The sequence below is a fragment of the Mycobacterium sp. ELW1 genome (genome assembly GCF_008329905.1).
Lineage (GTDB): Bacteria > Actinomycetota > Actinomycetes > Mycobacteriales > Mycobacteriaceae > Mycobacterium.
Map to the genome: position 1 here is coordinate 3,409,336 of NZ_CP032155.1, position 25,653 is coordinate 3,434,988.

Here is a 25,653-nt window from a genome sequence, read left to right on the forward strand (position 1 = left end):
AGTACCCGGCTACGTAATCCCCCGGGGCTCAAGGCGGCGCACGATCACCAGATGAGTACGGGGCATGTCGTCGGCTACGTCGGCGGATTGGCGGTGGTGCTGGGTGTCGGCACCGCGATCATGGCGAGCGCGCCGGCGGCGTCGGCCGATGCGTCGGCGCCGTCACACAGTGCGGCCTCGGGGACCGCGAAATCAGCGCGGCCCACCCAGCGCGCCAACCCGGTCGCGTCGATGCGGCCGGTTCCGACGCGCAAGGTCGCTGCGCCTGCCTCGTCGGTGACACTGCTGATGGCCGCATCGACGGCAGACCCGAGGCGGACGCCGGCTCGCGCGGTTCGCGGCGCGGCACCGGTACAGGCGGCGGCCTCGACCCCGCCGCCTGCCGACACAGTCCCCATCGACAACAACAACCTGGTCATCGACAGCGAAGGAAACACCACCCGGATTTCGTTGCAGGACAAGACCACCGGCACCCAGACCGGAACCACGCTCGTCCTCACCGGCCGCATCGCGCAGCCCCCGCTGCTGGCCCTCACCGAAGGCCGAGCCGTGATCGCCACGAGCTGGGACACCTCCACCACGTACCTGAGCCAGGTCGCGGTGTTCGATACCGAGACCGGAACTCAGACCGGCACGACTCTCGACTTCACCGGCTCGCCTTCCGTTGCGCTGGTCGGGGACGGCCTCGCGTTGATCGGCGCCTACCGCTACGACGTCGCCACCGGTGGCGCGACTGACTTCACGGTTCTCGACGTCTCCTCCGGTGACCCCCTCGGCGGCGGACTCACCCTCGCCGGTGGCCCCTGGAATGGCCCTGCGGTCCGGGTAGGCAGCGATCGCCTGCTGGTCAGGGCCGTGAACCAGAACTACTGGGCAGGGACGGCGACCGTCAGCGCGGGAGTGCTGAACATTACGACGGGCAGCCAGATCGGCCACGCGGTGAGCCTGGACGGCGGTCCGTGGGTCGATCCGATCGTGAACGACGACGGTGTCCACGTCCTTCTCACCTCGAGCATCGCCGGGGCAAGCCATGCCGCGGTCATCGACACCGTGGCCGGTGAGCAGTCCGGAGTTACGGTGGACCTCCAGGGCACGGCAGGTTACGTACTACCGGCCGTCGACGGAGTCCACGTTCTGCTCACGACGTACGACGGGTCCTCCAGCCGCGTCGCGGTGGTCGACGCCACGACCGGCGATGAGGCCGGCAACACCCTGACCATGAACGGCCGACTGGAGCGTCCGCTGCTGAGCGCCGACGGCGTGCACGCACTCATGACCGCCTACGGGCCGGACTCCACCGAGGTCGCGGTGCTCGACACCGTGACCGGCGAACGCACCGGCGTCCCTCTGGTTTTCAGTGGCCAGGTGAGGGGTCCGCTGGTCAACATCGACGGCATCCACGCTCTGTTCGCGTCGAGCACCGGCAACTCGACCCAGGTGTTCGTGGTCGACAGCAGAACCGGCGAACTGACCGGCGATGCCGTCGCCATCGACGGGACGATGAGTTACGTGCTGGTCGATGCCGGCCAAACCCATGCTCTGGTGGTCACGAGCGACGGCGGGTCGACCCGGTTCACGTCTTTCGATTCCGCGAGCGGTCAACCTCTCCGGGTCTCGCTGAGCTTCTCCGGTGAACTCACCGGCTGGCCCCAACCGTCGACCGCTGCGGACGGCACCCATGCCTTGTTCATCCTCGACGATGCCGACATCACGCGGTTGGTGCTGATCGACATCTCGACCGGCGCCCAGACCGGCACGGGCCTCGTCCTACCGGGCGACCCGGGCATCCAGATCGTGAGCGACGACGGCAACCACACCACGATCGTCACCCGGACCGCCGCGACGAAGTCCCACGGCAGCAGCACCCGTGTCGCGGTGATCGACACTACGACCGGCAATCAGGTCGGCGTCACCACCCGGCTCACCGGCACCCCCGCCGTCCTTCCCCAGCTGAGCGCCGACGGACACCACGTCGTGGTCAGAACCTTCGCCGGCCTCAGCGCAAACCTTGACACCACGACCGGCACGGCCACCACCCACATCGCCGGACCGCCGTGGGGCTTGGACTTGGAGGCCTTCGCGCTCACGCCGATCGGGCGCGTCGTGACAGCCATCCAGACGGCGGTTGCCACCGCCTATCTGGTCATGGTGCAGTTCGTGCTTCTCGGCTTCTTCTGGTTGGGCGGCATTCTCTCCCAAGCACAGAACAGCTCGCCCGCTGCACCGTTCGGCAACGCCACCGTCGCCGGGTGAGTCTCAGGCCTTGGCGATCGCGACCCGCACGCCGTCGCCGATCTCCACGCCGTCGGCCGGCTCGCCGAAGTCGAAGCTCGTTGCCAGAATCTCCCCCGCGATCAGATCGGTATGCGCCACAGCCCAATCCGACCGTTCGGCGGGCACCGACATGACCACCCGGATGCGGTCACTGACGTCCAAGCCGCTGGACTTGCGCAGATCCTGCAGTTCGCGGATGCGGTCCTTGGCCCAGCCCTCGGCTTCCAACTCCGGGGTGACGGCGCCGTCCAGCACCACCAGACCGGCACCGTCGGGCAGCGCCGCCGTCCACTCCGGATCGGCGGCCACCAGTTTGGCCGTGAACTCCTCTGGCAGTAGCACCGCCGGTCCCGCGGTGAGCGTGCCGTCGGCATTGAGCACATAGTCGCCGGCTTTGACAGCCTTTATGGCGGCCTGCACGTCCTTGCCGATGCGCGGTCCCGCCGCGCGGGCGTTGACCGCGAGTTCGAAGCGGCCGTAGGCGGGCACGTCGTCGGTGAGCTCGACGGCCTTGACGTTGAGCTCGTCGGCGATCAGGTCCGCGAAAGGTTCGAGACTCTGCGGATTGTCCACTGCAACAGTCAATTTCGGTAGCGGCAAACGAACCCGGAGCTTCTTGGCCTTGCGCAACGAGGAGGCCGTTGAGCAGACGTCGCGCACCTGGTCCATGGCCGCCACCAATGCCGGGTCGGCCGGGACCACACCCGGCTGCGGCCAGTCGGTCAGATGCACCGAGCGCTCACCGGTCAGACCGCGCCAGATCACCTCGGTGGCCATCGGCAGCAGCGGGGCCGCCAGCCGGGTGGTCACCTCCAGCACGGTGTGCAGGGTGTCGATGGCGTCGGGATCCTCTTCCCAGAAGCGCGAACGCGACCGGCGCACATACCAGTTCGTCAGGGCTTCGGTGAACTGACGCAGCTGCTCACAGGCACCGGAGATGTCGCAGACGTCCATCGAGTCCGTCAGCTGGTCGCGCAGCTCGGCCAGCTTGGCCAGGATGTAGCGGTCCAGCACGTGGGTCGAATTCGTGCGCCAGGTGCCGACTTTCGGCGCATACAGGGTGAGGAAACTGTAGGCGTTCCACAGTGGGAGCAGCACCTGCCGGACACCTTCGCGGATACCCTGCTCGGTGACGATCAGGTTGCCGCCCCGCAGGATCGGCGAGGCCATCAGGAACCAGCGCATCGCGTCGGAGCCGTCGCGGTCGAACACCTCGTTGACGTCGGGATAGTTGCGCAGCGACTTGCTCATCTTGGCGCCGTCGTTGCCGAGCACGATCCCATGTGACACACAGGTTTTGAAGGCGGGCCGATCGAACAGTGCGGTAGCCAGCACGTGCAGCGTGTAGAACCAGCCGCGGGTCTGCCCGATGTACTCCACGATGAAGTCACCGGGATTGTGGGTACTGAACCAGTCCTCGTTCTCGAACGGGTAGTGCACCTGCGCGTACGGCATCGAGCCGGAGTCGAACCACACATCGAAGACGTCCTCGATGCGGCGCATCGTCGAGTTGCCGGACGGATCGTCGGGATTGGGCCGCGTCAACTCGTCGATGTACGGCCGGTGCAGATTGTCCGGGCGCACACCGAAGTCGCGCTCGAGCTCGTCGAGGCTGCCGTAGACGTCGATCCGCGGGTACCCCGGGTCATCGGAGACCCACACCGGAATCGGCGTGCCCCAGTAGCGGTTTCGCGAGATCGACCAGTCCCGGGCCCCGGACAGCCATTTGCCGAACTGACCGTCCTTGACGTGGTCGGGATACCAGGTGATCTGCTGATTGAGCTCCACCATCCGGTCACGGAACTCGGTGACCTTGACGAACCACGACGACACCGCCCGGTAGATCAGCGGATTGCGGCAGCGCCAGCAGTGCGGGTAGGAGTGCTCGTAGGTTTCGTGGCGGATCAGCACCGGGGCGTTGACGGCGGCGGATCCGGTGCCGTTCTTCAGGTCCCGGATGATCTGCGGGTTGGCGTCGAACACGTGCTGGCCCTGATAGTCGGGCACGCTGGCGTCGAAGCGGCCCTTGGAATCCACCGGCGTCACCGGCACGATGCCGACGGTGTCCGTGGTGGCCTTGTCGTCCTCGCCGTACGCCGGGGCCATGTGCACCACGCCGGTGCCGTCCTCGGTGGTGACGAAGTCGCCGCGAAGCACCTGAAAAGCGTTGGCGGAGTTCAGGAAGTACGGGAACGGCGGCAGGTAGTGCAACCCGAGCAGCTGTTCACCGGTGACGGTGGCGAGCACCTCGGGCTCCTCCCCCAGCTCCCGCGCGTAGGCGGCCAGCCGGGCCTGCGCGAGCACCAGGCGCCGACCGTCCACCTGCACCACGACGTAGGCGACCTCGGGGTTGACCGCGACGGCCTGGTTGGACGGCAACGTCCAGGGCGTGGTGGTCCAGATCAGCAGGTAGGCGCCATCAAGGTCGGAGCCGGCCTGGTTGATCCGGAACCCGACCGTGATCGCCGGGTCCTGCCTGCTCTGGTACACGTCGTCGTCCATGCGCAGCTCGTGCGACGACAACGGGGTCTCGTCGTTCCAGCAGTACGGCAACACCCGCACGCCCTCGTAGGCCAGACCCTTGTCCCACAACTGCTTGAACGCCCAGATGACCGACTCCATGAACGACAGGTCCAGGGTCTTGTAGTCGTTGTCGAAGTCGACCCAGCGGGCCTGCCGGGTGACGTAGTCGCGCCACTCATTGGTGTACTTGAGCACCGAGGCGCGGCAGGCATCGTTGAACTTCCCGATGCCCATCTCTTCGATCTGGGCTTTGTCGGTGATGCCGAGCTGACGTTGCACCTCGAGTTCGGCGGGCAGCCCGTGGGTGTCCCAGCCGAACCGGCGCTCCACCTTGTAACCGCGCATCGTGCGGTAGCGCGGCACGATGTCCTTGACGTACCCGGTCAGAAGGTGGCCGTAGTGCGGCAGTCCGTTGGCGAACGGCGGACCGTCGTAGAAGACGTACTCCTCGGCACCGTCGCGTTGGGCGATGCTGGCCCGGAAGGTGTCGTCGGACGCCCAATAGTCGAGGACATCGAGTTCGAGGGCCGGGAAGTTCGGTGAACCACCAGCCGGCTTGGGGTAGCCATTCTCGGTCACGCGCGCGTTCGTCTCCTGTGCCAGGTGCCTGGACACGGGGACGACGACGCGCCGGTGCGCGAGCGCCGCGGTACCACCCCGCTTACGCACGTGACCGTGCGTCGCTCTTGACAGGCTGTGACGGGCCCACCCGTTCGGTTCTACTCGGTCGTTTCCGCGCCGGCGGCGCGGGCCTTTCTTCCGAAGGCTCCCCGGTGATGGCCGGATCGGTGCCGCTGGCGAAGATTCTAGCCGTTAGACGGGGCGGTAGACCTCAGGTGGCCTCGGACGTCACGCTGATCAGGCCGAGCCGGAACTGGTTGGCCAGTTCCTCGACCGTGCAGTGGTCCAGCCGGCGCGAGTCGTACCACCAGTCCATCTGCACCTCGCCGTCGCCGCGGTAGGCGAGCACGCCCAGCGCGGGACCGTCGGCCAGTTGCAGCGGCCCGAGCGACGGCTCCGGCGGCAGACCGAGGAACGAGAAGGCGACGTCGGCCGGCGATGTGCTGAGCCGGGCTGGCGTCAGCGCTTCGCGGACCTCGGCCAACAGGTCGTTGGCGTCCATGCCGCGTTCATCGGCACAGCACAGCCGAAAAGGCTGCACTGCGGTCAAGCCACTGACCGTCACGAAACCGACCCCGATGGTTCGAGCGATCGCCCGGCCCAGAGCGGCCAGCAGCACTTCCTCGATACCGACCCGCGCAGCCTCGACGGCTCCGTCCAGTTCGGCGGTCAGTTCGTGGGACAGGGGCGCCGACAATCGAACCAAATCTTCTGGTCGAGGCCGGCCGGGAATCTCATCATCGACTACCCGCACATTGCTAGACGGGTAGGTCACAGGAGCAACCATGGGATCACCGTAGCGGGCGTGTCCCATAAATGGGAGACCTATCCCAGAAGTGTGACGACGGTGTCAATTAAGTTATCAATTTGTCGTTTGCAGGCGGCGGTACCCAATACCGGGAGTTCGGGTTATTGTGAGGCGTGCCCAGGACCGATGAGAACGGACGCCAGCTCAAAACCCTGCTCGACTACCTCCTCGACGGGGACATCGAGGCCCGCGACATCTATGACGCGCTAGGCACCTCCAGCAGCACTTATTACCGACGGGTGAAGGACCACGACTACCCGAACGCCGAGGAACTGCGCCTGGTGGCTTCCCGATTCGGTCTCAGCTATCCCGATTTGCAGGTGCGATTCGGACTAATGAGTCGTGAAGAAGTTCAGCAATATGTCGAATCTTCCCCATTTACGTTGGCGACAATTGATACCGTCACCGCGACGCGTAATCCCGTGAAATTCTCAGAATTGAAGCCTCGACTCGACGCTCCTCCGCTGTAGTATTTGCTGAAGTTATTCGGGGGCGTAAGGCGACGAAGGCATGGGTCTTGGGGCACTAATCGCGATCACGCTTGCGTGCGTGGCGTGGAGCCTGTGGATCAGGCGACTCACCTGGTCCTGCCGCTGGGAAGTGGCGGCAACCTTGAACATCGCACTGCAGGGTGCGGCGGTGTTCCTGATGTCGCCGTTCGCCTCGGAAACCATCGGTCAACTGCTCCACTCACTGACCGGAGTGTGGAACCTCGAGGACTACATCGGCCACGACTGCTATGTCGTGGCGGCCTCCGCGATCGTCTACAACGCGCTGGGCCGACTGCAGGACGACAATGCGACGCAGGCGGCATTCAAGCAATATGTCGAGCGTCCGGCGACGGTGTGCATTCCCTTGCTTTTGGCAACCTTTTCGATGGGCAACGGCGCGAAAATATATCGCTCCGACTTCTTCACCGTGCCCACCGACTTCTGGCTGTCGGCCTACTGGCTGGTGCTATGCGGAACGCTGATCTATCTGCTCGGCTACGGCGCGCGGGCACTGTTCGTCCTGCGCCAGGACCCGCGGTCGCGGCGCATCGCCAACATCTACCTGGTGGCGTCGGCCAGCGGCATCCTGGCCTGCACGATCCGCATCGTCACCGCCTACGTCCCCGCACTGCAGGAGATCGAAGGCGGCGTGCTGGTGTGGTTCTTCGCCTGCTTCTGCGGTGCCGGCTTTGCGCTGACGTCGGCACATTCGTGGCGCATCAAGACTCGATGGTTCACCCACACGCCCAGCTGATGGCACGCCCGGACTCCGCGGGCCTGATAATGGTGATCGATGAAAATCGCGGTGACTATCCACGGGACCCGTGGTGATGTCGAACCCTGTGCGGCGGTAGGACTCGAGTTACAGCGCCGCGGCCACGACGTACACATGGCCGTGCCCCCGAACCTCGTCGCCTTCGTCCGGTCCGCCGGACTCCCGTCGACGGTGGCCTACGGACCCGACTCTCAACAACAGCTGCAGGGCGATGTCTTCGAGCGGCCGGATGCGCTGACCGCCGCGGGCCCGGCGGACTGGGTGCGGCTGGGCAATCCGCTCACCGCGCTGCGCAAGGCCCGAGCCGCGGCCACCCGCGGCTGGGACGAGATGGCCGACACGCTGCTGGGCATGACCGAGGGCGCCGATCTGATCATCAGCGGGACGGCCTATCAGGAGATCGCCGCCAACGTCGCGGAGTATCGCGGTCTCCCACTGGCCGAAGTGCACTACTTCCCCGTCCGGGCCAACACCCAGGTCCTGCCGCTGCGGCTACCCGCGCCAACGGTCCGGGCCGCGTATGCGGCAGGCGAGTGGATGCACTGGCAGCTGTTGAGGCCGGCCGAGACCCGGCAGCGCCGCGCCCTGGGTCTGCCGGCGACCAGGACCCGGCCGGTCGGCCGGATCGTCGGCACGGGCAGCCTGGAGATCCAGGCCTACGACCCGGTGTTCTTTCCCGGGCTGGCCGGCGAGTGGGGTGACCGACGACCGCTCATCGGGTCCCTGACGCTGCAAATGCCCACCGAGGTCGACGATGAGGTCAGCTCCTGGATCGCCGCGGGCACGCCGCCCATCTACTTCGGCTTCGGCAGCATGCCGCTGGACTCCCCCGCCGAGGCGGTGCGGCTGATCGGCGACGTGTGCGACGAACTCGGCGAGCGCGCGCTCATCGGCGCTGGGTTCTCCGACTTCGACACCGCCGGTACGGCGCCGCACGTCAAAATCGTGCCGTCGGTGAACCACGCCGCGGTTTTTCCGGCCTGCCGCGCGGTGGTGCATCACGGCGGCGCCGGGACGACCGCGGCGGGCATTCGCGCCGGAGTTCCCACCCTGGTGCTGTGGGTGGCGGCCGAACAGCCGCTCTGGGGCAAACAGGTCGCGCGGCTCGGCGTCGGCGCGACCCGGCGGTTCGCAGCGACCACGCGCGGTTCGCTACTAACCGACCTGAGAGCAGTGCTGGCACCGGAAATGGCACAGCGGGCCCGTTTGCTCGCCACGCGCATGAGCACGCCGTCAGAGAGCGTCGCGACGGCGGCCGACCTTCTGGAGAAGGCCGCCCGCAACCGCCACGCGGGGTGACGTCCACTCTGCCCACCGGATCCCGGCAGGGTAGAATTCGGCGTTGTGTGGACAACCGTGGTGCTGCTCGGCCTCGCGGTGAGCATCGAGCCCGCACGAATCGCACTGATCGCACTGCTGCTGACCCGGCCCCGTCCCGCGCGGCACCTGACGGTCTTCCTGTGCACCGGCCTGGCGATGAGCCTCAGCGTGGGCTTCGCGGTGCTGTTCATCTTCCATCACAGCTTCCTGGGCAAGGCCGACCTCAATCCGGCCCTCATCCAGATCGGCATCGGCGTCGTCGCCGTGCTCCTCGGCGCCCTGCTCATGTCGAAAATCCCGTTGCGCCAGTTCTCCCGCAAGGAGATGGCCGAGGTGCCCGCGGGGGGCGCCAACGAGACCGTCCTGGAGGTCGAGCAAGAGCTGGCGCCGGGCCGTTGGAAGCGACTGACCGCCAAGGTGCGCGCCTTCGTGCAGGGGGAATCGTCCTGGTTCTCCGGGTCCATCGGCGCTGCGCTGGCGATGCCGAGCGTCGACTACATGGCGCTGCTGGCGCTGATCATCGCGTCGAAGACCCCGCCGGCCGAGCAGGCCGCGGCCCTGGTCACCTTCCTGCTGCTGGCCAGCTGGGCGGCGGTGATCCCGCTGCTCAGCTTCATGGTCGCGCCGGCAAAGACCAGAGTGTGGGTGCAGAGCTTCAACGAATGGATCCGCACCCGCACCCGCCGGCACGCGGGCATCTTCGTCACGGTGGTCGGTGTGGTTCTGATCGGGGTCGGCCTTCACGGCCTGTGACCCCGCCAGTCACTCGATGACGGCGTTGAGCCCGAATTCGGTCAGTGTCTGATCCACCAGGCCCCGCAGTCGCTGCTTGGTGTTCTCGGCGCCGATCTCGTAAGCCTCGATCGAGATCACGACCTTGCCGTTGATCCGCGCGGACACCACGACAAGCTGACCGTGCGAACGTTCGATCTCGCGCCGCGTCACGTTCTGGTCGAGGGCCCTCAGGACGACCTTCTCCGCGGTTGTGCCGTCGACCTGAGCGATCTGCGGAGGCAGATCCCCGAGGTTCGAGCAGGACACCGGGAGGTCCTCGGAGTACGAGAACAACAGCTCGGCCACTCCCTTGACGGCGACCTGTGGCAGCCATGGCATCAACGGGAAAAGTTGCATCGCCGGGTCGGTCTGTTCCTTGGCCATCTGCCGGGACTCACGCACGACCGCACGCGACTCGGTCAGGTCGACGGTCACCTTCTCCGGATCGACGGTGGCGTTGGCGAAGGCCATTGCCAGTGCACGGTCGTCCTCGAGGCTCTCGCGCAGGTTGATCGCGATCACCAGCGTCACCGCGCCGTCGGACTTGCGGCGCCGGCCCAGTCGCTCGGCGACCTTCGCGGTGACGCCGACGAGCAGCGAATAGCCGTTGCCGCCAAGGCTTTCCGCACGGGCATCCCACTCGGCGAGGTCGACGAACGCGGCCACCGAGGGCACGTGGACGATCTCGTCCAGGCCGGATTGATCCACGCGCTTCCTGCGGGACCGGATCACGTCCCGCCGCTTGCTCCACAGCAGCTTCGCGCCGATGGCCAGCGCCCGACGCGTCTCGGGCAGGTCCCGCAGCGCCTGGCGTGCGTCGGCGGCCAGCGCCTGGCGCCGGGGCCGCGAGCCGGGCCGGTCATATCCACCGTCGCGGACGTTGCCGGTGACCGCCTCGAAGATCGCCAGCCCCGCTGCGGTGCCGTCGCCGATGACATGCGACGCCACGATGCTGATAGCGGTGGCGCCGTCGGTCAGCGGCTGCACCACCAGGTACCAGGTGGGGCCGCGTTCCGGGTCGATCGGGAGCGTCGCGAGCTCGTCGGCCCAGTCCATGAGTTCGTCACGCGGACGCGGCGTCTCGTTGAACTGGATCTCCGACGGCGCCTCGCGGGGTTGGACCCAGCGCGGCCTACCGAACGGCAGCGGCGAGCGCTCGATGCGCCGGCCGCCGAGCGAGTCGGCGATGTTGCGGTGGAACCGTCGCAGACCCTCGACGTCGACGGGATGTTCGTACACCCACACGGCTTGCATGAGCTGCCCGCGACCGGTGGCCCGCATCAGCTCGAAGGCCGTCTGATCGAAGAACTCGAGCCGATGGTCTCGGGCTTCAGCGGTCACTGCGCAAACCTCACTCGACGATGCCGGACAGGTCGAACTCTGCCAGGGTCTGGGCGATCACCTCACGCAGGCGTTGACGTGAGTTGTCGGCGCCCGGTTGGTAACTCATGACGGGAACGATGACCATACCGCCGACACGCGCCGACGCCACCGTCATCAGGCCGCGCCGCCGTTCGAGGACGTCGAGGGTGAGGTTGCGGTCGACCCCACCGAAGTAGAAGCGCTCGCTCGGTGTCCCGTCGAGCTGCAGCAGATCGTCGGGGACGTCACCCATGTTCGAACAGGACACCGGCAGGTCGGCGGAGAAGTTGAAGGCCATGTCGGCCATCCGACCCATCGCCCGCTTGGGCAAAAACGGGATCAGCGGGAGTAGCTCGACCATCTCGTCGGGCTTCTCGCGCGCGGTGATCAAACCCTTCTTGATCGCCGAGCGAGCGCCGGAGAGATCCTTGGCGACCGGGCCCGGGTCGAACGTCACGTTGGCGATCGTCACGACGTTGCCGCCGGTGTCGCCGGGGTTATCCCGCTCGCTGACCGGGATCATCAGCGTCGCCGCCCCGTCACCGGGACGGGTTCGGCCGAGGTTCTGCGCCAGCTTGCCGGCGAACCCGGCTACCAACGAAAAGTGGTTCCCACCAAGGTCTTTCGCGCGCTGATCCCATAGCTCCTTGTCGATGACCGCGGTGGTGAACGCAATCATCACCGGCTGGCCACCACCGTGGGTGGGAGCCGACACCGGCTCGCTCGGACGCACCAGCTCGTCTTTGCGACGGGTGGCGACTCTGGCCGCTTTGACCAGCGTCCGCCCGATCTCCGGCAGATCGGACCCGAGCTGACGCAGATCCTCCAGCACGGCGCGTGAGCGGGTGCGGGAATTGCGGGGCGGATAACCGAGGTCCTTGCCGGCGCCGTGGACCGCGGCGATGACCGACGCCACGACGCCGCCGCCGTCGACGACGGTGTGCGAGACGACCAGGCTCACCGCGCTCGTGCCGTCGGTGAACGACTGGACGCCGATCCGCCAGGCCGGTGAATATTCGGGGTCGAGCGGCAACTCCACCTGCTCGTGCGCCCAGTCCCACAGCTCCTCGCGGGGCCGCGGCTGCTCGGCGATCTCCAGCGGCGCCTGCGGCCCGGCGACCGACACCCACCGGTGCCGACCGAACGGCAGCGGTGAGGTCTCGACCAACCGGCCGACGAGCCCGCGGCCGAAGTTCTGGTGGAATCGCCGAACACCGTCCAGGTCGAGGGTGTGCTCGTAGATCCAGATGAGCTGCATGACGGCCTCTTGGCCGGCGCCACGCAGCGCCAACAACAACGCCTGATCGGCGTAGGGCACTACGTTGTCAGTTTTGGGCTTCCCCACCGGGTCAGACCGTCGCGATGGGCACGCGAGACGACGAGACCAGCTCGGAACGGCCGTCGGCCACCCGCAGATAGATGCACTTCATCAGCTCGACGAACTCGGCGACCGATTCGCGGGCGATCGGGTTGTCCGGGTAGGCGACGGTGATGATCGTGCCTTCGGTACGACGGTTCACCCACATGCCGACCTGATTGGCCGCGCCCAGATCGGTGTAGATGTGCCCGTTCTGGGCGTACCACTGCGACATGATGACCGGGTTCAGCGGCGGCAGACCCACATCGAGGTAGGACAGCATCGGCACGCCGGGACCGGCCGGCCGGATGCGCGGCCTGTCCTCGGTGTCGGCGAGCTCATAGACCCGCTCGATCGGAACGTTGGCCAGCGGCATCCCGGAGTCGAACGACTCCTGGGCGGCGCGGGCGACCTCGGCGAAGTTGCGGGCGGCGACCGGCACCGACAGCGGAACAACGCCGGTGAACCAGCCCGTGGTCATGAATTCTGCGGGCGTGCTGCGGGTGGTGGTCGGGGTGATGACGTAGTAGTCGTCGTCGCCGGTCAGCTGCCGGTGGGCAAGGGCCGCGGCGGCGAACACGCCACCGATGAACCGCACACCGGCCGAGGTGCAGGCCGACTCGAATCGGTCTGTCTCGTGCTCGTCCATCAGCTGCACGGTGAGCAGGTCCCCGCTGCAGTGCACCGACGGATCGCCCAACGGCAGCGGGAACGTCGGCATGGTGCCGCCGTTGCTCTCCAGGAAGTCCAGCCAACCGCGGACATCAGGCGAATCCATGGTCAGCTGCTCGGTGTAGTCGTGCTGACGCGCGCAGTAGTCCTGGTAGCTGCCGGCCTCGGGCAGGCGCAGCGGTGCGCCACCGCCGGCCAGGGCCTCGTAGTTCATGTGCATTTCCACGAACAGCGCCATCATCAGCATCGCGTCGGCGTGCAGATGATCAACGCTGACGTAGAACGTGAAGTGGTCGTCACGCTGGATCACGCCGAACCGGAAGCAGTCCCACTCCAGCGGGCTCGGGGTGTCGAGCACGTGCTTCTTCCACTGCGCGGAGTTCATCTCGCCGTGCTTGGTGGCCACGAACTGGATGTCGTTCGGGTTCTCCACCGTGTGGCGGACCAGCCGGTCGGTGCCGCTGTCGTCGGCGACGAACTCGAACCAGCTGTGGAAGGTGTCGTGCCGGCGAAGGTAGGCGTTGATGACGAACGTCATCGCGCGCACGTCGCACTTGCCCGGCATGTTCCACGCCGGGATCAGCAGCCGCGCCATCTCCAGGCCGTTGGCCGTGTGATTGCGGTAGCTGCGGATGTGCTGACCCTGCTGATAGCTCGCAGGCACATCGCTGACCGGTGCGTCCTGAACCTTCTTCAGGCACGCCGGTGACGGGCTCCACGACACGACCTTGCCTGGCGCGTCCACCCAGTCATGGATTGCGGTAAGTGCAACCACCCTAAATACCCCTTCGACCCAGTTAGCGGGATGCAGCTGACGTGATGACGCCGGCCAGTGTTTCGCACAGGCTCTCGGCCAACGACCGGACAGTCGTTATGTCCATCGATCTGACGCGTATTCCCGTTTCAGTTTCAATACGCGTTCTCAGTTCCAGGTTGCCCAAAGAGTCCAGACCGTATTCGGAAATCGGCCGGTCCGGATCAATCGAACGACGCAAAATCAGGCTGAGCTGCTCGGATACCAGACGACGCACCCGCGTCGGCCATTCCTCGACCGGCAGGTCGTGCAATTCCGCCCGGAACGTGCTGGTGTCCGCGGGACGGTCGCCGCTGGCCTTGAAGGCCTCGGCGAACGGGCTTCGGGCAGCCAGATCGGTCAGCCACGGCGTCCCGATCATCGGCGCGTAACCACTGTAGGCGCGGTCGTGGCGCAGCAGCGCCTCGAAGGCGCGAGCACCTTCATCCGGGCTGATCATCGTGGTGTCGCCGGCAGCGGCCAGGTGCTTGCCCGCACCGATCTCGTCCCAGGCCGCCCACGCGATCGCCGTGGCAGGCAGACCCTGCGAACGGCGCCAGTGGGTGAACCCGTCGAGCCAGCTGTTGGCCGCGGCGTAGGCGCCCTGTCCCGGCGAGCCCATCAGGGCGGCAGCCGAGGAGAACGAGCAGAACCAGTCCAGCGGCTGTGCGGTGGTGGCCCGATGCAGGTGCCAGGCGCCGTAGACCTTCGGAGCCCAGTCCCGGTCGATCAGCTCGTCGGTGATGTTGGGCAGGATGGCGTCTTCGACGACGGCGGCCGCGTGCAGCACACCACGCACGGCCATGCCGGTCGCGGTGGCCACCGTCACCAGGCGGTCGACCGTCTCCGACAGCGCGATATCGCCGCTGACGACCTCGACCTGCGTTCCGGCGGCCCGCATGCGCTCGATCTCGACCAGCGCCTCCGGCTTCGGCTCCGACCGCGAGTTCAGCACGATCCGGCCGCAGCCGGCGTCGGCCATCTTCGAGGCGAGGAACAAGCCCAGCCCACCGAGACCGCCGGTGATGATGTACGAGCCGTCGCGGCGGAACACCTTGGCCTGCTCCGGCGGGACCACCACGCTGCTGTGGCCCACCTTCGGCACCGACAGCAGCAGCTTGCCGGTGTGCTCGGCCGCACCCATCACGCGGATGGCGGTGGCGGCGTCGGCCAGCGGGTAGTGCGTGGTCTCCGGCTGCGGCAGCACACCTTCGGCCGTCATCCGGTAGACGGTGTCCAGCAGTTCGCGGATCTGCGCGGGATGCGTGGTGGCCATCAGAGCCAGGTCGACACCGTAGAAGGCCAGGTTCTTGCGGAACGGGAACAACCCGAGGCGGGTGTCTCCGTAGATGTCCTTCTTGCCGATCTCGACGAACCGTCCGCCGAAGGCCAGCAGGTCGACGCCGGCCCGCTGCGAGGCGCCGGTCAGCGAATTCAGCACGATGTCCACGCCGTAGCCGTCGGTGTCCCGGCGGATCTCCTCGCCGAAGGCCGCGCTGCGCGAGTCGTAGACATGGGTGATGCCCATGCCGCGCAGGATGTCGCGGCGCTCCTCGGTGCCCGCGGTGGCGAAGATCTCCGCACCGAAGTGGCGGGCGATCGCGATCGCGGCCTGGCCCACACCGCCGGTCGCGGAGTGGATCAGCACCTTGTCCCCGGCCTTGATCTTGGCCAGGTCGACCAGGCTGTACCAGGCGGTCGCCGAGGCGGTGGACACCGCCGCGGCCTGATCGTCGCGCAGGCCGGACGGCAGCGTGACGGCCACATCGGCGTCGCAGGTCACGAACGTGCCCCAGCAGCCGTTGGGCGACATACCGCCGACGTGATCGCCGACCCGGTGCGAGGTGACGTCAGGACCGACTGCGGTGACCACACCGGCGAAGTCGATGCCCAGCTGCGGGTGCAGGCCCTCGAAGCTCGGGTAGCGGCCGAACGCCAGCAGCACGTCGGCGAAGTTCAGGCTGGACGCGGTGACCGCGACCTCGATCTGACCCGGTCCCGGCGGGATCCGGTCGAACGCCGCCAGCTCCAGCGTCTGCATGTCACCGGGGACGCGGATCTCCAGGCGCATGCCGTCGCGGGAGTGGTCGACGACGGTGGTGTAGCGCTCGTCCGGCTGCAGCGGGCTCGGGAACAGATGCGCGGTGTACCACTCGCCGGCGCGGAAGGCGGTCTCGTCCTCCTCCGAACCGGTCAGCAGTGCGCGGGCGACCAGCTTGGCGTCGACATCGTCGTCGACGTCGATCTGGCTGGGCCGCAGCTGCGGGTACTCGGCGCCGATCACGCGCAGCAGACCCCGCAGGCCGGCCTGCTCGAGGTTGGGGCGGTCGTCGGCCAGCACCGTCTGGGCGTTGCGGGTGACGACGTGCAACCGCGGCGGCTCTCCTGCGGTGTCCGCGAGCTCACGGGCGATCCGGACCAGGTGGCGTACCTGCTCTCCCCCGCGCAGCGGCATCTGCTCTTCCGGGCAGCCGGCGATGCGCGCCGGGGACACCACGACGACGTTGTCGAACCCGCCCTCGGAGAAGTACGACGCGAGACGCTCGGCGTTGGCGGCATGGTCGGCCTGCTGCGGCCAGGACATGGTGGTCACGTCGGCGTCGTTGAGCTTGAGCGCATCGGTGAGGGCCGAGGCCAGCAGGTCCACCGTGTCGGAGGTGCTGACCAGCAGCCAGGTCGCGGAGTTGTTCTGCGTGACCTCGGCGAGTTGGTGCTGGCGCCACTCGATGCCGAGCAGCCGCTCGTTGAGCACCCGGTCGCCCTCGTTGCTCTCCGACATGCCGCTGCCCATGCGCAGACCCTCGACGGTGAACAGCACAGTGCCGTAGTCGTCGAGCAGATCGATGTCAGCCTGAACCGTGGAGCCGTCGAGTGAGGTCACCCGGGTCAGGCAGTAGCGGGCGTTGCGCACCGCGCCGTGCACGCGCAGACGGTCCACGCCCAGCGGCAGCAGCAGCGCGCCGGTGCCGGAGGCCTGCACGCCCGGGTGGGCCGCGACCGACTGGAAGCAGGCGTCCAACAGCGCCGGGTGCACACCGTACGAGGTCTGCTGGTTGCGGATCGAGGTCGGCAGTCCGATCTCGGCCAGCACGGTGTCGGCGTTCTCGTCGGCGGCGTTGACGGCCTGCAGAGCGGTGAACGCCGGGCCGAACTGGACGCCGCGGCCGTCGAACCACTGCCGCACCCCGTCACCGTCAGCACGGGTGGGATGAGCGCTCTGCAGCGCGTCCATGTCGTAGGGCTGCGGCTGCTCGCCGGCCTCACGCGCGGTCAGCACCGCGCTGGCGCGTTGCTCACGCTCGCCGTCGATATCGGTCTCCACGATGAACTGCAGGACGCCCGGGGCGTCCGCCGAGGCGGTGGCGCTGACCGGGGTCAGATCCTTGAGCAGCAGCATCGCGTCGAACGTGACGTCGCGGACCTCGGCGTCGTCACCGAAGATGGTGCGCGCGGCGGCCAGTGCCATCTCGCAGTAGGCCGCGCCGGGGAGCGCAGCGACGTTGTTGATCTGGTGGTCGACCAGCCACGGGTGCGCACCGGTGCCGACCTCGGCGGCCCAAGCATGCCGTTCGGGCTCCTCCAGCAGCCGGACGTGCGACCCCAGCAGCGGGTGGGCAGCGACCAGGTGGGTGCCGCGGGTCTGGTTCTCCGCGCCGTCCGGAATCAGCACCAGGTTGCGGTGTGCCCAGGTGGGCAGCGGGGCGTCGACCAGGCGGCCGGCCGGGTACAGCACCGAGAAGTCGACCTTCGCACCGGCGGAGTACAGGTCACCGAGGAACTCGCCCATGCCGTGCGGCACGTCCTGGCCGCGGCGCATCCCGGCCAGCGCGGCCACGGAGATGTCCAGCGTGGCGGCGGTCTGGTCGATCGCGCGGATCAGCAGCGGGTGCGGGGACAGCTCGCCGAACACCCGGAAGCCGTCCTCCAGTGCGGTCTGCACGGCGGCCGAGAACCGGACTGTGTGGCGCAGGTTGTCGACCCAGTAGTCGGCGTCGCAGTACGGCTGCTCGCGGGGGTCGAACGAGGTCGCCGAGTAGTAGGGCACCTCGGGGGCCATCGGGCTGATGTCGTCGAGCATCTCGGAGAGTTCGTCGAGGATCGGGTCGACCTGCGGCGAGTGTGACGCCACGTCGACGTTGACCTCGCGGGCCATGATCTCGCGGGCTTCCCAGCCCGCCACGATCCGGCGGACGGTCTCGGTGTCGCCACCGATCACCGTCGACTTGGGCGACGCCACGACGGCGACCACCACGTCCTCGATGCCCTGCTGTTCGAGTTCTTCACGGACCTGCTGGGCGGGCATCTCGACCGACGCCATCGCTCCCCCGCCGGCCAGCCGCAGGCACAGCAGCGAACGACGGCAGATGACCTTGACGCCGTCTTCCAACGACAGCGCGCCGGAGACGACGGCGGCGGCGACCTCACCCAGCGAGTGGCCGATGACCGCTCCGGGCTGGACTCCGTAGGAGCGCATCGTGGCGGCCATCGCAACCTGGACGGCGAAGATCGTGGGCTGAACCCGATGGATGCCCTCGACGGTCTCGGGGCGGTCATCGCCTCGGTGACCGAGAAGTCGGATTCGGCGGCGATCAGCGGCTCGATCTCGGCGATCTTCGCGGCGAAGACCGGCTCGGTGGCCAGCAGGCCGGTACCCATCGAGGCCCACTGCGAGCCCTGGCCGGAGAAGATCCACACCGGACCGCGGTCGTCGTGACCGACGGCCGGCTGGAACGGGTCGTCGCCCTCGGCGATCTGGCGCAGGCCGCTGATCAGTTCGGCACGGTCGTCGGCGATGACCGAGGTGCGCAGCGGGCGGTGTCCGCGACGACGGGCGAGCGTGTAGCCCAGGTCCCGCAGCGACAGCTCCTCGCCGGCGGACTCGACCCAATCGGCGAGACGTGCCGCGGTGTTGCGCAGCTCCTCGACGGAGCTGGAGCACACCGGGAAGACCAGCAGCTCCTTCGCGGCGTCGGGCTTGGCGGACTCGACGACCACGGGGGCCTCGGGCGCCTGCTCGAGAATCAGGTGCACGTTGGTGCCCGACATGCCGTAGGACGACACGCCCGCGCGGCGCGGTCCGCTGTCCTTGGGCCACGGGATGTTGTCGGTCGGGACGAACATGCCCGTCTTGACCTTGGCGTTCTTCTCCGACAGCTGGGTGAAGTGCACGTTCTGGGGCACAACGCCGTGATGCACGGCCAGGACGGCCTTCATCAGGCCGAGAACACCCGCGGCGGACTCGGCGTGGCCGAAGTTGCCCTTGACCGACGTCAGCGCGCACGGACCGTCGGTGCCGTAGACGGTGGAAACGCTGTTGAACTCGATGGTGTCGCCGACCGGGGTGCCGGTGCCGTGGGCCTCGACCATGCCCACGGTGGCGGGGTCGACGCCGGCCGCGGCCAGCGCGGCCTGGAAGACGGAGACCTGGGCGTCGCGCGACGGGGTCAGGATGTTCTCGGTGCGGCCGTCCTGATTGGAGGCGCTGCTCTTGATGACAGCCAGCACCCGATCGCCGTCACGCTGGGCGTCGTCGAGTCGCTTCAGGACGACGATCCCGCAGCCCTCGGAGCGCACGAATCCGTCGGCGGCGACGTCGAAGGAGTGGCAGCGTCCGGTCGGCGACAGCATGCCCTGCCCCGACGACGAGGCGTACAGGCGCTGATCCAGCATCAGCATCACGCCGCCGGCCAACGCCATGTCGCTTTCACCCTCGTGCAGGCTGCGGCAGGCCTGATGCACCGCGACCAGGCTCGAGGAGCAGGCGGTGTCGGTGGTCAGCGCCGGGCCGTGCAGGCCGAGCGCGTGGGAGATACGGCCCGAGGCCATGCTGAACGGGTTGCCGGTGAAGGCATAGGCCTGGTCGAAGGCGCCGGCGTCGCTGGTGACCATGGCGTAGTCGTCGTGGGACATTCCGATGAAGACACCGGTCGACGTGCCGGACAGCGACGACGGGGTGAAACCCGCCTGCTCGACGGCTTCCCAGCTGGTCTCCAGCAGCACCCGGTGCTGCGGGTCCATCGCGGTGGCCTCGCGCTCGTTGATGCCGAAGAAGTCGGGATCGAAACCGGTGACGTCATCGATGAAGGCACCCCACTTCGACACCGAGCGGCCGGGCACACCGGGCTCCGGGTCGTAGAGGTCGTCAGCATCCCACCGGTCGGCCGGAACTTCAGTGACCAGATCGGCGCCATCGAGCAACGCTTCCCACAGCTTGTGAGGAGAGTCGATACCACCGGGCAACCGGCACGCCATGCCGACTACGGCGATGGGGGTGACAGATGTCTGACGCACGTCCGCTCACACCTCTCTTGGCACTTGCCAAGGCAACCCAACCCGACGTTGTAGCTCCGCGCGCCACGTCAAAGTTGCCAATGTCCTCGGTAGCCTAGCTGTTTTTCGTTAAGTGCGCGACAAATGTTTCGACTTTTTGATTAGGGTTTGGACAAAGTGACCTTTGGCCCTCAGGGGTTGGCTGGTCCGGCGCATATCTGATTGCTGCCGTTTCCCTCACAGGACCCGACAAGACAGCTGCAGCGCTTTATCGAGAGATTCTAAAAATCGCTTCTACCTGCAGTTTTGCAAACTATTCGCCATCTGGGCAAACCGCCGTACACCGTCGGCAACCCCGTCCCGGGGGCCAAGTACGAAGTTGCAGGGTGTTTACTATCGCAATTCAGCCACAATTTGGCATCGCGAGCGTTATAGCAAATTTGGGAAATGGGTTCACCGGAAAAGCTCGCCAGGTGGATCCCAATTGCTTGCCAGCCGCCATTCGATAATGCCTCATATCGCCCGGAACCGCGCACCACACCTGCGTGATAGCTTGGCGTCCCTGAGAGTTTCCGCTACCGCGCCTCAGCATCAGAAAACCCTCTAGCCTGCGGATACCGCTCCGTCACACAGGAGATGGCTACTAACCTGAGAGTAGGCTGAGATTTCAATATCAGAAACCAGGGAAACGTGATTCAGACCACATTTAGCCGCCGACATCGGCGCCGACTACAGGTTCACTGATATTTCACAGGCTGAGGCAGCAAACGGTTCTGGATAAATGACCGGCTATTCGCAGATATTTGGCGAACTTTTGCCGGAAAGGCATCTTTAGCGCGGTTCAGCCGACACCCCGTGACATTTATCACCCGTGTATGGGGGTCTTGTGAACTCCCTGTGAAAGTTAGCTGGAGCCCCGACGAGGGACATGTGGCGAGGCCGGCGGCGGCGTTCCGGAACCCTCCGACCAGGCAACTTCACGAACATCGCGGTTCCACAGCAAGGGCTCAGAACGGCGATATGACGCGGAGCTAACCCGCGACGACCCCCGATATCGGCCGGGGGAACCGGGCGCCGAACTCGGTGACCGGGGTGAAGCCATGCTTGCGAGCTGACGCGGCGCCGCGCCGGATCAGTGCGGCGGTTGTTACGAAACCAGCCTGGTCAGCCAGCACGAACGGGGTCAGCAGCCGATTGTGCACGAAACTGAATGACAGCCCGGCCTCCGGAATTGCCCAGCCGAGCGACCCGCCGAGTCCGACATGACCGAAGCCGGGCAGCACGCCCGGAATGGGCAGCGCGTGATAGCCGAGGTGGAATGCCAACGGCAGGATCAAATTGCGGTCCGGGGTCAGATTGCGCCGACCAGTCAGGCCTGCGACCAATTCCGCGGACAGGAAGCGCTTACCGTCGATCTCACCGCCGTTGGCGATGGCGCCGTACATGCGGGCCAGGCTGCGTGCCGTGGCGACCCCGTTGGCGGCGGGCAACTCGCTGTCCAGCAACGGCATCGCGCCCTGCACCGTCGACCTCATGCCGGGGAAGTACATGGAACCGAAGATGGCGGACAGCTCGAGGGCCGCGATCCTGGGCGCGACGCTGTTGAAGAACGGGTTCGGGATGTTCATCTGGGGGCCGATGATCGAGGCCGCTCTCGTCGGCGCGCCCGCCGGCGGCCGGCCAAGGTGGATCCCATCGGTGTCGAGCGGCGCGGCGACCTCGGTGCGGATCAGCTCGCGCATCCCGATCCCGGTGACCGCGCGCGCCAGGCCGGACAGCAGCCAGCCGTAGGTGAGCGCGTGATATGCAGGCTTGCCGAAGTTGCGGCCGACCGGCGCTGCCGCGATGCGCTCCTCCATGACCAGGTGGTCGAGCAGGTCGCGCCTGCGGACTCCCCGCAGATGTGCCAGACCGGCGCGGTGCTGCATCATGTCGCGCACGGTGATGGCAGCCTTGCCGTTGGCCCCGAACTCCGGCCAGTACTCGGCAACGGGTGCGTCGTAGTCAATCAGGCCGCGGTCCACGAGCCGGTGGATGACGGTCGATGCCACGCCTTTGGTCGCCGAGAACACCATCGCGCCGGTGTCGGCCGACCAGCGCTGCCGTCCCCGTCGGTCCGACCAGCCGGTCCAGACGTCGACCACCGGCTGCCCGTCGAGGTAGACCGCCAGCGCCCCGCCCCCGAATCGGGGATGCGGAAACATCGCGGAGAAGTTGCGCAACGCGCAGGCGAAGCGCGGATCCGCGGCGCCCTGCAGCCCGTGGGGCAGTGCGTCGTGTCCGAGAGTCGCCTGAGTCACAGCTGAGAATTTAATCGGTCTAAGCACACCTGTAACGAATTGTTGCCATTTCGTTAGCTTGATGCGCGGGGCGTCAGTTTGACTGGTCGGCGGCGTCGAGGATTCGCTGCGCCGCCAGCGCGGGGGTCAGCTCACCGTCGCGCACCTGGCGCTCGATCTCGGCGCGCTGCGTCCGCACGGCCGGATGGTTCAGCACCCGGTCGAGGACCGCGTCGCGCACCATCGACCACGTCCAGTCCACCTGCTGCGCGCGCCGGCGGGCGTCGAACTCACCGGCCTCGGTCAGCACGTCGCGGTGTTTGAGGACCGTGTCCCACAGTTCCGACAGGCCCGTGCCTTCCACCGCGCTCATCGTCAATACCGGTGGGCGCCAGATGGTTTCGCGTGGATAGATCAACCGGATGGCGGCCGACAACTCGCGCGCGGCGGACTTGGCCTCGGTGGCGTGCGGGCCGTCGGCCTTGTTCACCACCACGATGTCGGCCAGCTCGAGAACACCTTTCTTGATGCCCTGAAGCTGGTCGCCGGTGCGGGCCAGCGTGAGGAACACGAAGGTGTCCACCATGTTGGAGACGGTCACTTCGGACTGCCCCACGCCGACGGTCTCCACCAGGATCACGTCGAACCCGGCGGCCTCGGTCAGCACGATCGTCTCCCGTGTCGCCTTTGCCACCCCACCGAGGGTTCCCGAGGTCGGCGACGGACGGATGTAGGCGTCCGGATGCACGGCAAGCCTCGCCATCCTGGTCTTGTCCCCCAGGATCGAGCCGCCGGTGCGAGTCGACGACGGGTCGACGGCCAGCACCGCGACCCGATGACCCCGCTCGATCAGGTACATGCCGAGCGCCTCGATGGTGGTCGACTTCCCCACCCCGGGCACCCCGGTGAGGCCGACGTGCAGCGCCTTCCCGGCGTCCGGCATCAGCTCGAGGAGCAGCTGCTGGGCCTGGTCGCGGTGATCGGCGCGGGTCGACTCGACCAACGTGATGGCCCGCGAGAGCGCCGCACGATCGCCGCCGCGGATCGCCTCGGCCAGTGCTGCGACGTCGGAGGGCATCAGGTGAGGTCGTACCCGAGCCGCTCGGCGAGCTTGTGCAACAGATCCACGGCGGCGTCGGCGATGACCGTTCCGGGCGGGAAGATCGCAGTGGCGCCGGCGGCGTACAGCTCGTCGAAGTCTCCCGGCGGAATGACGCCACCGACCACCACCATGATGTCGGGGCGGCCGACCTCGGCCAGCGCGTCCCGCAGCGCCGGCACCAGCGTCAGGTGCCCGGCGGCCAGCGACGACACACCCACTACGTGGACGTCGTTGTCGGCGGCCTGTTGCGCGACTTCCTCCGGGGTGGAGAACAGCGAGCCGACGTCGACGTCGAAGCCGATGTCGGCGAAGGCGGTGGCGATGACCTTCTGGCCGCGGTCGTGGCCGTCCTGGCCCATCTTGGCGACCAGGATGCGCGGCCTGCGGCCGTCGGCCTCGGCGAACTTTTCCACCAATTCGGTTGCGGCGCTCACATTCTGGGCCTTCCCGACCTCGTCCCGGTACACCCCCGCGATGGTGCGGATCTCGGCCTGATGCCGGCCGTACACCTTCTCCAGAGCGTCGGAGATCTCGCCGAGGGTGGCCTTGGCCCGCGCGGCGTTGATCGCCAGCGCCAGCAGGTTGTTGCCCAGCCCATCCTCGCCGGCCGGACCGGAAGCTTCAGCGGCCCTGGACAGTTCGGCCAGTGCGGATTGTGTCGCGCGCTCATCTCTTTCGGCGCGGAGTTTCTCCAACTTGGCCAGCTGCTCGGCACGCACCCGGCTGTTCTCGACCTTGAGGACCTCGATGTCCTGGTCCTCGTCGACCTGATACTTGTTGACCCCGATCAGCGGCTGAGCACCGGAGTCGATGCGCGCCTGCGTGCGTGCGGCGGCCTCCTCGATGCGCAACTTCGGAATGCCCTCGTTGATCGCCTGCGCCATGCCGCCGTGCTCGGCGACCTCGGCGATGTGCGCCCGGGCCTTCTCGGCCAGCTGGTAGGTCAACCACTCCACGTAGTAGGAGCCCGCCCACGGGTCGATGGGCCGGGTGGTGCCCGACTCCTGCTGCAGCAGCAGCTGGGTGTTGCGCGCGATACGCGCCGAGAAGTCGGTGGGCAGCGCCAGCGCCTCGTCGAGGGCGTTGGTGTGCAGCGACTGGGTATGACCCTGAGTCGCTGCCATTGCCTCGATGCAGGTCCGCGCGACGTTGTTGAACACGTCCTGGGCGGTCAGCGACCAACCGGAGGTCTGCGAATGCGTGCGCAGCGACAGCGATTTGGGATTCTTGGCGCCGAACTCGGCAACCAGCTCACTCCACAGCAGCCGGCCTGCCCGCAGCTTGGCGACCTCCATGAAGAAGTTCATCCCGATACCCCAGAAGAACGACAGGCGCGGCGCGAACTTGTCGACGTCCAGACCGGCGTCGCGGCCTGCCTTCAGGTACTCCACACCGTCGGCCAGGGTGTAGGCCAGCTCGAGATCGGCTGTGGCCCCGGCTTCTTGGATGTGATAGCCGGAGATCGAGATGGAGTTGAACTTCGGCATCTTGGCGCTGGTGTAGGCGAAGATGTCGGAGATGATCCGCATCGAAGGCTTCGGCGGATAGATGTAGGTGTTGCGGACCATGAACTCTTTGAGGATGTCGTTCTGGATGGTCCCGGCCAGCTTCTCCGGCGACACCCCCTGCTCTTCGGCGGCCACCACGTAGAGCGCGAGGATCGGCAGCACCGCGCCGTTCATGGTCATCGACACGCTCACCGTCGACAGGTCGATGCCGTCGAACAACTGGCGCATGTCCAGGATCGAATCGATGGCAACACCGGCCATGCCGACGTCACCGGCGACGCGGGGATGGTCGGAGTCGTAGCCGCGGTGAGTGGCCAGGTCGAAGGCCACCGACAGACCTTTCTGACCGGCAGCCAGATTGCGCCGGTAGAAGGCGTTCGATTCCGCGGCGGTCGAGAATCCGGCGTACTGCCGGATGGTCCACGGCTGGTTGACGTACATGGTCGGGTACGGACCGCGGATGAACGGCGGTTCCCCGGGAAAGCTGTCCAGCGGATATCCGGCCGCGGCGACGGCGGCGCGATCGGCGCCGACGTAGACCGGTTTGACGGCGATGCCTTCCGGTGTCTGCCACTCCAGCTGCTCAGCGGTGTAGCCGTGCGCCGACGCGGCGGCGGCGACATGGTCGGTGACGGCGGCCTCGGTGGGCGCCGGCACGGGCCGGTCGCCGTGCAGCGGAACGTCGGCGAAGCTGGGTACGGTACCGGTGGTAGAAGCAGTCATA

At 67.2% G+C, this 25,653-nt stretch carries 13 protein-coding genes and 1 pseudogene; 5 read left to right on the forward strand and 9 right to left on the reverse strand.

The window, feature by feature from the left end:
* Positions 1-51 precede the first annotated feature (51 nt).
* Entirely contained in the window at positions 52-2,253 is a 2,202-nt protein-coding gene (locus tag D3H54_RS16115) for a hypothetical protein (RefSeq protein WP_149379891.1), read from the forward strand.
* A gap of 3 nt (positions 2,254-2,256) precedes the next feature.
* On the opposite strand, the gene ileS is transcribed toward D3H54_RS16115, so the two are convergent.
* Both ileS and D3H54_RS16125 read right to left on the reverse strand, forming a co-directional pair.
* Positions 2,257-5,376, reverse strand: coding sequence for an isoleucine--tRNA ligase (gene ileS / locus D3H54_RS16120; protein ID WP_149379892.1), 3,120 nt, complete (start codon positions 5,374-5,376; stop codon positions 2,257-2,259).
* Positions 5,377-5,629: 253 nt separating this feature from the next.
* The gene (locus D3H54_RS16125; RefSeq protein WP_149379893.1) at positions 5,630-6,205 is read right to left on the reverse strand and encodes a hypothetical protein; all 576 of its coding nucleotides are present in this window, start codon (positions 6,203-6,205) and stop codon (positions 5,630-5,632) included.
* A gap of 134 nt (positions 6,206-6,339) precedes the next feature.
* Between D3H54_RS16125 and D3H54_RS16130 the strand changes: the two genes are divergently transcribed.
* Genes D3H54_RS16130 through D3H54_RS16145 form a run of 4 tightly spaced genes read left to right on the forward strand, consistent with a single transcriptional unit; the run spans position 6,340 to position 9,565 of the window.
* The gene (locus tag D3H54_RS16130) at positions 6,340-6,696 is read left to right on the forward strand and encodes an XRE family transcriptional regulator (RefSeq protein WP_149379894.1); all 357 of its coding nucleotides are present in this window, start codon (positions 6,340-6,342) and stop codon (positions 6,694-6,696) included.
* A 40-nt stretch (positions 6,697-6,736) separates the two neighbouring features.
* A complete protein-coding gene (locus D3H54_RS16135; RefSeq protein WP_149379895.1) occupies positions 6,737-7,471 on the forward strand; it encodes a hypothetical protein in 735 nt (244 codons plus the stop codon).
* A gap of 39 nt (positions 7,472-7,510) precedes the next feature.
* Positions 7,511-8,791, forward strand: a complete 1,281-nt coding sequence (locus tag D3H54_RS16140; protein ID WP_149379896.1) for a glycosyltransferase — start codon at positions 7,511-7,513, stop codon at positions 8,789-8,791.
* Between the two features lie 45 nt (positions 8,792-8,836).
* Positions 8,837-9,565, forward strand: a complete 729-nt coding sequence (locus D3H54_RS16145) for a GAP family protein (protein WP_210419560.1) — start codon at positions 8,837-8,839, stop codon at positions 9,563-9,565.
* Between the two features lie 9 nt (positions 9,566-9,574).
* On the opposite strand, the gene D3H54_RS16150 is transcribed toward D3H54_RS16145, so the two are convergent.
* The 7 genes and pseudogenes from D3H54_RS16150 to scpA all read right to left on the reverse strand — a co-directional run bounded on the left by D3H54_RS16150 (position 9,575) and on the right by scpA (position 25,652).
* Positions 9,575-10,927, reverse strand: coding sequence for a hypothetical protein (locus D3H54_RS16150; RefSeq protein ID WP_149379897.1), 1,353 nt, complete (start codon positions 10,925-10,927; stop codon positions 9,575-9,577).
* Between the two features lie 10 nt (positions 10,928-10,937).
* Entirely contained in the window at positions 10,938-12,293 is a 1,356-nt protein-coding gene (locus tag D3H54_RS16155) for a hypothetical protein (protein WP_149379898.1), read from the reverse strand.
* A 4-nt stretch (positions 12,294-12,297) separates the two neighbouring features.
* Positions 12,298-13,752, reverse strand: coding sequence for a condensation domain-containing protein (locus D3H54_RS16160; protein WP_149379899.1), 1,455 nt, complete (start codon positions 13,750-13,752; stop codon positions 12,298-12,300).
* Between the two features lie 22 nt (positions 13,753-13,774).
* A pseudogene (gene pks2 / locus D3H54_RS16165) lies at positions 13,775-20,022 on the reverse strand (sulfolipid-1 biosynthesis phthioceranic/hydroxyphthioceranic acid synthase).
* A gap of 1,049 nt (positions 20,023-21,071) precedes the next feature.
* A complete protein-coding gene (lipL, locus tag D3H54_RS16170; RefSeq protein ID WP_210419561.1) occupies positions 21,072-22,340 on the reverse strand; it encodes an esterase/beta-lactamase LipL in 1,269 nt (422 codons plus the stop codon).
* 73 nt (positions 22,341-22,413) lie between these two features.
* Positions 22,414-23,397, reverse strand: coding sequence for a methylmalonyl Co-A mutase-associated GTPase MeaB (gene meaB / locus D3H54_RS16175; protein ID WP_149379901.1), 984 nt, complete (start codon positions 23,395-23,397; stop codon positions 22,414-22,416).
* Positions 23,397-25,652, reverse strand: coding sequence for a methylmalonyl-CoA mutase (gene scpA, locus D3H54_RS16180; RefSeq protein WP_149379902.1), 2,256 nt, complete (start codon positions 25,650-25,652; stop codon positions 23,397-23,399). Before scpA ends, meaB begins: the two co-directional genes overlap by 1 nt.
* Position 25,653 lies beyond the last annotated feature (1 nt).

What these genes read in the sequence shown, in the direction of transcription:
- D3H54_RS16115 (WP_149379891.1), top strand. Translation starts at nt 52, where the DNA reads ATGAGTACGGGGCATGTCGTCGGCTACGTCGGCGGATTGGCGGTGGTG.
- D3H54_RS16125 (WP_149379893.1), bottom strand. Translation starts at nt 6,205, where the DNA reads ATGGTTGCTCCTGTGACCTACCCGTCTAGCAATGTGCGGGTAGTCGAT.
- D3H54_RS16135 (WP_149379895.1), top strand. Translation starts at nt 6,737, where the DNA reads ATGGGTCTTGGGGCACTAATCGCGATCACGCTTGCGTGCGTGGCGTGG.
- D3H54_RS16140 (WP_149379896.1), top strand. Translation starts at nt 7,511, where the DNA reads ATGAAAATCGCGGTGACTATCCACGGGACCCGTGGTGATGTCGAACCC.
- meaB (WP_149379901.1), bottom strand. Translation starts at nt 23,397, where the DNA reads ATGCCCTCCGACGTCGCAGCACTGGCCGAGGCGATCCGCGGCGGCGAT.
- scpA (WP_149379902.1), bottom strand. Translation starts at nt 25,652, where the DNA reads ATGACTGCTTCTACCACCGGTACCGTACCCAGCTTCGCCGACGTTCCG.